We start from the raw sequence: 8,830 nt of genomic DNA on the forward strand, positions 1-8,830 counted from the left end.
AGGCCCCTGTGAGGCCGCGCCGCCCCGGCTCGGTGCGGCGCGGTGCCCGCGGCGGGCGGACGGTCACTCCTCCTCGTAGTAGTTGTTGACCACGACGTCGGGTTCGTCGTCGGACAGGGCCTCGTTCAGCAGGGCGCCGCCGACCAGGCCCGCCGCGCCCGCGCCGATGAGCGCGCCGGTGCCGAAGCGGCGTCCGCCCTGGTGCTGCGGGTCGCCGTGCGGCGCCGGGTAGCCCTGCTGCGGATACCCCGGCTGCGGGTAGCCCTGCTGCACCTGGCCGGGCTGCGGATAGCCCTGCTGCATCGGCTGCGGATACCCCGGCTGCGGCGGCGCGTAGAACGGCGGCGCCGTGGTCTGCACCCGCTGCGCGCAGCCGCCGCACGCCTGAACCGGGCGCGGCACGCCCCACTGCGGCGACCAGGTCACCATCGTCGCGCCGGGGCCGTGGTCGGGGTCGAAGAAGCAGGTCACGGGGGAACTCCCTGGGGGTTGGGGTGAACCGGGGTACGTGGGGGCGGGCGTGGAGACAAGGGTCGGTGTCGGCGCCACGGGTGCCGGTGCCGCCAGGAGTGCTGGTGCCGCTGCGGCCAAGGGTGGCGCTGCCGCCGTGGGTGGCGCCGCGGCGACGGGCGGCGGCAGGTGCGTGCCCGTGTCCGCCGACGGCGGGGTGACGGGTTCCGGGCCAGGGTCCGGCGCGCGCAGGACGTCCACGCCGTAGTCGGCGGCGATGCCCGCGAGCCCGGAGGCGTACCCCTGCCCGACCGCGCGGAACTTCCACTCCGCGCCGTGCCGGTACAGCTCGCCGAAGACCAGCGCGGTCTCATCCGACAGGCCGCCGGCGGCGAGGTCGTAGCGGGTCAGTTCGGCGCCGCCGTGCCGGTCGAGCACCCGGATGTGCGCCCGGTGGACCTGCCCGAAGGACTGGCCGCGGGCCGCGCCCTCGTAGAGGGAGACCGGGAAGACGATCTTCGACACGTCCGCCGGCACCCGGTCGAGGTCGATGTGGATCTGCTGGTCGTCCGGGCCGACGGGGCCGCCGCCCCCGGAGTGCCGGACCGAACCGTCGGGGCTGCTCAGGTTGTTGAAGAAGACGAAGTGCTCGTCGGAGGGCACCTTGCCCGACCCGTCGCACAGCAGCGCGCTGGCGTCCAGGTCGTAGCCCGTGTTCGCCTGCCAGCCCAGGCCGACCGTCACCGCGCTCAGGCCCGGGGCCTGCCGGCCCAGCACCACATTGCCGCCCTTGGTCAGGGGCACGCTCATGCATGTCCTCCGCTGCTGCTTCCGCGTCCCGTGTTCGTCGTGATCAACGGGGGACCGGTCCTTACAGTTCCCTGATTGCGCAAAAGATGAAGTGATTGCACGCTGTGGTCGTCTGCGTCCGGCTCAGAGGTGGCCGACGATGGTGGGCAGCAGGTCCTGGAAGGTCCGGCCGGCCGCGGGCTCCCCGATGGCCTTCAGCTGCCAGCCGCCCGTCCCGCGGTGCAGCTTGGCCATGATCTGGGCGGTGTACGTGCCGCCGCCGCTGAGGGTGTACCGGGCCATTTCCTGCCCGGTGTTCTCGTCGACGAGGCGGCAGAACGCGTTCTGCACCTCGGCGAAGGTCTGTCCGGTGAACGAGTTGACGGTGAACACGATCTGGTCGACGTGCGCGGGGACGCGGCCGAGGTCCACGAGGATGACCTCGTCGTCGCCGCCGGCGCCGCTGCCGCCGGTGAGGTTGTCGCCCAGGTGCCGCACGGAGCCGTCGTCACTGGTCAGATGCTGGAAGAAGGCGACATCGGCGAGCTGTCCGCCGGCGAAGAGCAGCGCCGAGGCGTCCAGATCGATGTCGCGGGGGCCGGTGAGCTTGGCCAAAAAGCCCTTGCGCTGGGCCGCCTGCCAGCCGAGCCCCATCCGGACGGCGTTCAGTGCGGTGCCGTCGGACTTGCTCAGACTGATCTGCTGGCCCTTGCTCAGATTGACCGACATATGTCGTCTCGCTTTCTGTCGCGGGGGTCGTTCAAGGCCCTGGGGGGCGAGGGAGGCGGGCAGCCGGCGGCGCGGATGGGGCAGGACGCCGCGTTCCAGGAGTGCCTGCCGCCACCGCCGCCGGGCCTGTTCGACGTCGTCGGCGCTCACCGGGGCCACCGGCCCGCCCGTCCCGGCCTGCCCGGCGTCCCGGCCCGGGGCCGCGCCGCCGCCCCGAGGGCCGCGGCGGCCACCGCCGCCACGGCGAGCACCCAGCCCGCCGAGCGGACCGGGCCGGCGAACCGGACCGCCGCGCCGGCGAGGAGCAGCCCGTGCCCGATGAGCAGGAGCACGGCCGCGGAGACGGCCGAGATCAAGGGCAGCAGCACGGCCGGCGGCAGCCCGGTGCCGCCGGCGAGCGGGCTGCCTTCGGCCGGGGACGTTGGGCGGCCCGCCGCCGCGCGGGCGTCCGCACAGGCGCGGTACTCGTCCTGGGCCGCGACCGCGATCTCGGCTTCCGCGGCCGGCGCCCAGCCATACAGCCGGCTCGCCGCCCGGCCGGTGGCATCGGCGCTCAGGGCCGCGCGGATCTCCGGGCCGTCCAGGGCCGATCGGAGTACCCGCGCGAAGTCCGCCCGGTCTGCCGGACGCGGGCCCGGCACGCCGTTCACGCTCCTTCCCCGGCCGGCCCGCGGGCCCGTCCGATGCGGGCCCGCGGGCCGGCACGCGGGCGTGTGAGGGCCGGGGGCGCGGCCCTCACACGGGTCTTCGGCGCGCGTCGCCTGCTCAGACATCGACTCCGAAGTCGGCGGCGATGCCCGCGAGGCCCGAGGCGTACCCCTGGCCGACCGCGCGGAACTTCCACTCGGCGCCGCTGCGGTACAACTCGCCGAAGATCATGGCCGTTTCGGTCGACGCGTCCTCGGACAGGTCGTAGCGGGCGATCTCGGCGCCGCCCGTCTGGTTCACCACGCGGATGAAGGCGTTGCGGACCTGCCCGAAGCTCTGGCCGCGCGACTCGGCGTCGTGGATCGACACCGGGAAGGTGATCCGCTCGACCTCGGCGGGCACGGCGGCCAGGTCGACCTTGATGGACTCGTCGTCGCCCTCCCCCTCACCGGTGAGGTTGTCGCCGGTGTGCTCCACCGAGCCGTCGGGGCTCTTGAGGTTGTTGTAGAAGACGAAGTGCTGGTTCGAGGGGACCTTGCCCGCGGAGGTCAGCAGCAGCGCCGATGCGTCCAGGTCGAAGTCGGCCCCGGTGGTGGTCCGTACGTCCCAGCCCAGCCCCACCAGCACGGCGCTCAGCCCCGGCGCCTCCTTGCTCAGCGAGACATTGCCGCCCTTGGCCAGGGAAACACCCATGCTCCATACCTCCACACACGCGGTCGACTCGGGTCCGTGCCACGGCCCGAGCTAGAATCTACAACACTGTAGAAGTAATCGCGCAGAGGGCGCGTACGGACGCGAGGCGAATGCGCCACACCGCCGCACGGCGGGGCGAGGCCGAGATGTGACCCGGCGTCACCGCCCGCTTTCGGCCAGGGGCGGCCGTCCCCGAACGGGTGGCCGGCCCCCGCTCTATACGATGTGACGCCCCGGGGCGAGAAGCCGGGCGGGGCGCAGCAGAAGGGAGACAGCGCGTGACGAACCCGGATCCGCACCGTCCGCGCCGGGCGCAGGGCGCGTTGGAGACGCAGGTGCTCGCGGCGCTCCACGAGGCCGGCGGCCCGGTGACCGCCGGCTGGGTGCAGGACCATCTGGCCGCCGACCTGGCCTACACCACCGTGATGACGGTGCTGGCCAGGCTGCTGGCCAAGGACGCCGTCACCCGCCGGCGCGAAGGCCGCTCGTTCGTGTGGCTGCCCGCCGCGGACGGCGCCGGTCTCGCCGCGCTGAAGATGCACAAGGTCCTGGACGGCGAGCGGGACCGCAGGGCGGTGCTGGCCAGCTTCGTCACCACGCTGCCGGAGGACGACGAGCAACTGCTGCGCGAACTGCTGGACCAGGCCGGCGACGAGGACTGACACCGCATGGGGATCTTCGTCTTCCTCCCGCTGGTGCTGCCGCTGACCGCCTGGCCGATCGCGCGCCTGGCCGAACAGCGCCTCCACCCCCGCACCGCGACGCTGCTGCTGACCGGCGTCTCCTGTGTCATGGCCCTGTGCAGCACGGTGTGCCTGGCGCTGCTGATGGTGGTCGGCACCGCACAACTGCCCGGCAATCCGCTGCCGGACGGCTGGTCGGACACCGAGGTGCGGGAGAGCGTGCCGCGCCATGAGATCGTCGGCAAGGCCGCGATTCCCGCGCTGGTCGCGGTGGTCGGCGCGGGTCTGCGCGCGCTGCTGCACCACCACCGGTTACGGCGCCGCGCCCACCGGGCCCTCGCGGAGCTGCCGCGCACGGAGGTGGCGGTGCTGCCCGACGCCGAGCCGTACGCGTACGCGCTGCCGGGCGGCCCACGCGACCGCGTCGTGGTCTCCACGGGCATGCTCGCCCGGCTCGCCCCACGGGAGCGCCGGGCCCTGTTCGCGCACGAACGCACGCACCTCGCGGCCGGCCACCACCGCCATCTGCTGCTGGTCCGGCTCGCCGCCTGCGCCAACCCCTTCCTGTGGCCGCTGCGCACGGCCGTGGCCTATACGACCGAGCGCTGGGCGGACGAGGCGGCGGCCCAGGTGGTCGGCAGCCGCCGGGCCGTCGCGCGGGCGATCGGCAAGGCGGCGCTGGTCCCCCAGGGCACGCCCGCGCCCGCGTTCGCCCCGTTCGCGGCTCCGGGGCCGCTCCCCCGCCGGGTCGCGGCCCTGCTCGGACCGGCGCCCGCCGTGCGGGCCTGGCCGCCCATCTTCACCGCCGTGGGCCTGGCCCTGTGGACCGCGGCGACCGGGGCGCTGCTGTCGGCGATGTTCTCGGCCAACTCGGCGGTCACGCTGCTGCTGCTCCTGCACGCGGCCACGCCCCTGTGACGCGGGCCCGCCCCGGGCGGGCGGCTGCCGCGCCCGGCCGCAGCGGTGGCCTTGGGTCGCGACGGCGTTCGCTCACAGGTCGAACTCGTGGGGCGGCAGCCCGAGCGCGAAGCATGCCTCCCGGACCACGGCGCGCTCGGTGGCGTCGAAGTCGCCGTCGGCGCCGCCGATGACGATGCCGATCTGGATCACCGCGCGGGCCTCGGCGGGCTTCTTCTTCGCCTTGGCGATCTCCTGGAGCACGCCGACCTTGCCGAAGTCGAAGTCGGCGGTCAGCTTGTCCAGGTTCTCCTCGAAACGGCGCCGCAGGTCGTCAGCGGGGAAGTTCTGCAGCACCTCGTTGCTGAAGATGAGCTGCGCGACGCGCTGCCGCTCCGCCGGATCGATCTTTCCGTCGGCCGCGGCCACCAGGGCGCACATCGCCATGCTGGCGTCGCGGAAGGCCCCGCTCTTCAGGTCGTTCTTCTTCGCCACCAGCTGATTCTGCATCTGCGACGCCGAGTCCTTGATGCGGTCCCACAGGGCCATGTCGACTTCCCTCACTCCGGGGCCACCGCACCGCACACAGAGCCGCACCGGCAGCCGCCTTTACTTCTACAGTGCTGTAGAAGATAGCAGCAAGCGCCCCGCAGGGGCGCGGGGAACTGCGCGACCAGCCACAACGGCGCCGCAGACTACCGACGGCCCAGCGCGCCGCACCCGGCGGAGCGTCACCGCACGGCACGGTCACCGCGTTCCGCCCCCCGCGCCTCCTCGATGCGGCCGAGCAGAAACGGCATCATTCCCCGCTCCAGCAGGGCGAGTTCCCAGGCGGCGCGCGCCGCGGCCGCCTCGGGTCCGGCGTCGGCCAGGCCGCCGTGCCGCTCGCCGGAGCGGTTGCGGACCGCCGTCACCCACAGCCAGATCGCATCGCCGATCGCCGCCCCGGCGGCCACCGCGGCGGCGAGCAGTCCCGCCGTGATCAGGCCGTCGCCGACGTAGGGCCGGCCGGCCACGGCGCGCAGGCCGTACCCGGACAGCAGGAAGACGGCGGCGGCCACGGCCGAAAGGCTCGGCACCAGCACCGCGAACACGGCCAGCAGCCCGCCCGCCCGGCGCGGCGGCGCCACCGTGTCGCCGGGGGCCCGCGTGCGGGCGGCGTCCGCCGCTCTGGCGCCGAGGTAGTCCTGGTACTCGACGGCCGCGGCGGCCGTGATGGCCCCGCGGGCCGACGACGCACGGGCGCGCAGCCACTCCCGGTCGAGCGGCGCACCGGGGCGTGCCAGTGCCTCCGTGATCTGCGCGCAGTCCAGGGCCCGAGCGAGGACCCGCTCGAACACGGCACCGATCTCCGTGGCCGACGGCGCGGGATCCGACATGTGTCCCCCGAGGTGTGAAGGCCGACGGCGCTCGCGACAAGCGTGGCCGCCCTGCCGGACGGTGGTTGAGGAGTGGCGAGTCTAACGGTTCCCGAATTGCGCAACCGCTAAAGACTCGTGCATCACGGCACACCGCCCCACCGGCCCCGCCGAACAGAGCCCCGAAAGGGGCGCGAGGCTGTCCCGATATGCGGCTCCGCCGCGCGGGCACGACCAGCCACAACGAAGCCGCACACAACCGACGGCCCATAGCGGCACACCCAGCGGAGCGCCTACGCGCGGAACCGCCGCAGCCGGAGGCTGTTGCCGACCACGAAGACCGAGGAGAAGGCCATGGCCGCACCGGCGATCATCGGGTTGAGCAGGCCCGCCGCGGCGAGCGGCAGGGCGGCGACGTTGTAGGCGAACGCCCAGAACAGGTTGGACCGGATGGTGCCGAGCGTGCGACGGGCGAGCCGGATGGCGTCGGCGGCGACCCGCAGGTCCCCGCGCACCAGCGTCAGGTCGCCGGCCTCGATCGCGGCGTCGCTGCCGGTGCCCATGGCAAGGCCCAGGTCCGCCTGGGCCAGTGCCGCCGCGTCGTTGACGCCGTCGCCGACCATGGCGACCGAACGGCCCTCGCCCTGGAGGCGCTTGACGACGTCCACCTTGTCCTGCGGCAGCACCTCGGCGATGACGTGCTCGCCCTCGATGCCGACCTCCGCGGCGACCGCCTCGGCCACGGCACGGTTGTCCCCGGTGAGCAGGACCGGGGTCAGCCCGAGGCCGCGCAGCCGCCGGACGGCCTCCGCGCTGGTGTCCTTGACGGCGTCGGCGACTTCGAGGACCGCGCGGGCCCGGCCGTCCCAGGCGACCACGACGGCCGTACGGCCCGCCGCCTCGGCCCCGGCCTTGACGCGTCGCAGTCCCTCCGGCAGGGACATGGCCCAGTCGGCCAGCAACCGCTCCCTGCCGACCAGGACGGCGTGCCCGTCGACCACGCCCTGCACGCCGCGGCCGGGTACGTCGGCGAAGTCCTCCGGCGTGGGCAGCGGTCCCACCCGGTCCGCCGCGGCGGACGCGACGGCCCGCGCGACGGGGTGCTCGGAGGCGTGTTCCAGGGCGCCGGCGAGCCGCAGCACGTCCTGTTCGTCGGTGTCCTCGGCCGGGTGCACGGCGAGCAGGGTCATGCGTCCGGTGGTGACGGTGCCGGTCTTGTCGAGCACGACGGTGTCGGCCCTGCGGGTGCTCTCCAGCACCTCGGGTCCCTTGATGAGGATGCCGAGTTGTGCGCCCCGGCCCGTTCCCACCAGCAGCGCGGTCGGGGTCGCGAGCCCGAGTGCGCATGGGCAGGCGATGATGAGGACGGCGACCGCGGCGGTGAAGGCGGCGGTCAGGCCGGCGCCGTTGCCCAGCCAGAAGCCGAGCGTGGCCACGGCCAGGGCGAGCACGACGGGCACGAAGACACCGGAGATCCGGTCGGCGAGCCGCTGCGCGGCCGCCTTGCCGTTCTGGGCGTCCTCGACGAGCCTGGCCATGCGGGCGAGTTGGGTGTCGGCCCCCACCCTGGTGGCCCGCACGACGAGGCGGCCTCCGGCGTTCAGGGTGGCCCCGGTGACGCCGTCCCCGACGCCCACCTCGACGGGGGCGGACTCACCGGTGAGCAGGGAGGCGTCCACCGCGGAGGTGCCCTCGACCACGGTGCCGTCGGTGGCGATCTTCTCTCCGGGGCGTACGAGGAAGCGATCGCCGACCTGCAACTCCCCTGTGGGGACCGAGCGTTCGCGACCGTCACGGAGGACGGTGACCTCCTTGGCGCCGAGTTCGAGCAGCGCCCTGAGCGCGGCGCCCGCCTTCCGCTTGGACCGCGCCTCGAAGTACCGTCCGGCCAGGATGAAGGCCGTCACACCGGCGGCGGCCTCCAGGTAGATGTTCCCTGCCCCGTCGGTGCGGGCGATGGTCAGCTCGAAGGGGTGTGTCATGCCGGGCGTCCCGGCCGTGCCGAGGAACAGCGCCCACAGCGACCACAGGACGGCCGCCGACACCCCGACCGAGATCAGGGTGTCCATGGTGGCGGCGCCGTGCCGCGCGTTGGTCCAGGCGGCACGGTGGAAGGGCCAGGCCGCGTACGTCACCACGGGGGCCGCCAGGGTCAGGGACAGCCACTGCCAGTACGTGAACTGCAGGGCCGGGACCATCGCCATGGCGATCACCGGCACGGCGAGGACGACGGCAGTGGTCAACCGCCGTCGCAGCGTGCGCAGTTCGTCGTCCGTGCGGCCGGGCGGGGCGTCCGGTGCGGCGGGCTCGGGCCGCGGCCGGTGCGCCGTGTAGCCGGTGGCCTCGACGGTGGCGATGAGGTCGGCGACGGCCACGCCCTCGTCGAAGGTGACCTTGGCCTTCTCGGTGGCGTAGTTGACGGTGGCCCGGACACCGTCCATGCGGTTGAGCTTCTTCTCGATCCGCGCCGCACACGAGGCGCAGGTCATGCCGCCGATGGCGAGTTCGACCTCGGCGGCGCCGGGAGCGAGGGTGGTCATGTCTGGTCCTCCGAGCTGTCGGCTTGGGTTGAGGGCCGCGGGC

The 8,830-nt window shown here is 74.0% G+C and carries 9 protein-coding genes; 2 read left to right on the forward strand and 7 right to left on the reverse strand.

Annotation, left to right across the window (positions count from 1 at the left end; all coding sequences use genetic code 11):
* Nucleotides 1-63: 63 nt before the first annotated feature.
* The 4 genes from AC27LF_RS07025 to AC27LF_RS07040 form a co-directional block, all read right to left on the reverse strand.
* On the reverse strand, nt 64-1,260 hold the full coding sequence (locus tag AC27LF_RS07025) for a TerD family protein (protein WP_479663980.1): 1,197 nt from the start codon (nt 1,258-1,260) through the stop codon (nt 64-66).
* 123 nt (nt 1,261-1,383) lie between these two features.
* On the reverse strand, nt 1,384-1,968 hold the full coding sequence (locus AC27LF_RS07030) for a TerD family protein (protein ID WP_404028983.1): 585 nt from the start codon (nt 1,966-1,968) through the stop codon (nt 1,384-1,386).
* A 146-nt stretch (nt 1,969-2,114) separates the two neighbouring features.
* Nucleotides 2,115-2,609, reverse strand: a complete 495-nt coding sequence (locus tag AC27LF_RS07035) for a hypothetical protein (protein ID WP_487227785.1) — start codon at nt 2,607-2,609, stop codon at nt 2,115-2,117.
* A gap of 124 nt (nt 2,610-2,733) precedes the next feature.
* The gene (locus AC27LF_RS07040; protein WP_479665128.1) at nt 2,734-3,309 is read right to left on the reverse strand and encodes a TerD family protein; all 576 of its coding nucleotides are present in this window, start codon (nt 3,307-3,309) and stop codon (nt 2,734-2,736) included.
* Nucleotides 3,310-3,587: 278 nt separating this feature from the next.
* Here AC27LF_RS07040 and AC27LF_RS07045 point away from each other — a divergent pair, with 278 nt between their 5' ends.
* Both AC27LF_RS07045 and AC27LF_RS07050 read left to right on the forward strand, forming a co-directional pair.
* Entirely contained in the window at nt 3,588-3,971 is a 384-nt protein-coding gene (locus AC27LF_RS07045) for a BlaI/MecI/CopY family transcriptional regulator (protein WP_479665127.1), read from the forward strand.
* Nucleotides 3,972-3,977: 6 nt separating this feature from the next.
* Nucleotides 3,978-4,910, forward strand: coding sequence for a M56 family metallopeptidase (locus AC27LF_RS07050; RefSeq protein WP_479665126.1), 933 nt, complete (start codon nt 3,978-3,980; stop codon nt 4,908-4,910).
* A gap of 72 nt (nt 4,911-4,982) precedes the next feature.
* Here AC27LF_RS07050 and AC27LF_RS07055 read toward each other — a convergent pair whose 3' ends face one another.
* The 3 genes from AC27LF_RS07055 to AC27LF_RS07065 form a co-directional block, all read right to left on the reverse strand.
* Nucleotides 4,983-5,438: a tellurite resistance TerB family protein gene (locus AC27LF_RS07055; RefSeq protein WP_404028835.1), complete on the reverse strand. Its 456-nt coding sequence runs from the start codon at nt 5,436-5,438 to the stop codon at nt 4,983-4,985.
* A gap of 182 nt (nt 5,439-5,620) precedes the next feature.
* On the reverse strand, nt 5,621-6,268 hold the full coding sequence (locus tag AC27LF_RS07060) for a hypothetical protein (protein ID WP_479665125.1): 648 nt from the start codon (nt 6,266-6,268) through the stop codon (nt 5,621-5,623).
* A gap of 272 nt (nt 6,269-6,540) precedes the next feature.
* Entirely contained in the window at nt 6,541-8,787 is a 2,247-nt protein-coding gene (locus AC27LF_RS07065) for a heavy metal translocating P-type ATPase (RefSeq protein WP_479665124.1), read from the reverse strand.
* Nucleotides 8,788-8,830: the final 43 nt, after the last annotated feature.

Source organism: Streptomyces diversicolor (genome assembly GCF_057537855.1).

Excerpts from the sequence above, each read along its gene's own strand:
- AC27LF_RS07050 (WP_479665126.1), top strand. The coding sequence starts at position 3,978 with ATGGGGATCTTCGTCTTCCTCCCGCTGGTGCTGCCGCTGACCGCCTGG.
- AC27LF_RS07055 (WP_404028835.1), bottom strand. The coding sequence starts at position 5,438 with ATGGCCCTGTGGGACCGCATCAAGGACTCGGCGTCGCAGATGCAGAAT.
- AC27LF_RS07025 (WP_479663980.1), bottom strand. The coding sequence starts at position 1,260 with ATGAGCGTGCCCCTGACCAAGGGCGGCAATGTGGTGCTGGGCCGGCAG.
- AC27LF_RS07060 (WP_479665125.1), bottom strand. The coding sequence starts at position 6,268 with ATGTCGGATCCCGCGCCGTCGGCCACGGAGATCGGTGCCGTGTTCGAG.
- AC27LF_RS07065 (WP_479665124.1), bottom strand. The coding sequence starts at position 8,787 with ATGACCACCCTCGCTCCCGGCGCCGCCGAGGTCGAACTCGCCATCGGC.
- AC27LF_RS07030 (WP_404028983.1), bottom strand. The coding sequence starts at position 1,968 with ATGTCGGTCAATCTGAGCAAGGGCCAGCAGATCAGTCTGAGCAAGTCC.
- AC27LF_RS07040 (WP_479665128.1), bottom strand. The coding sequence starts at position 3,309 with ATGGGTGTTTCCCTGGCCAAGGGCGGCAATGTCTCGCTGAGCAAGGAG.